The 243-nt window shown below is 49.8% G+C and carries 1 pseudogene; it reads left to right on the top strand.

What is annotated here, in order from left to right:
- A pseudogene (locus tag ACXAFR_RS27685) lies at positions 1–243 on the top strand (group II intron reverse transcriptase/maturase); the annotation flags it as partial.

Below are 243 nucleotides of genomic sequence, written 5' to 3'. Positions count from 1 at the left end.
TTTCGTTTCTACTGGGAAGTGGACTTCACGGGTGAGCCACGGCTCAGACGGAAGACCGCCCCCAAGAAACACAAGGCAACCTTGCAAAGCTTTTATCAGTGGATCAAAGCCAACCGCCACCGGCGGCTGGATCAGTGGATGCCTGAATTAAAGCGCAAGATAGCCGGCTTCAGAAACTACTTTGGTTTACCGGATAACAGTCTGAGTGTAGGTCGCATTTATGACCATATACTCAACAGCTTA

The organism is Pseudomaricurvus sp. ABR4_320, from assembly GCF_056159445.1.
Note: the sequence above shows the minus strand (reverse complement) of the source record. Positions and strands in the feature narration are given on the sequence as shown.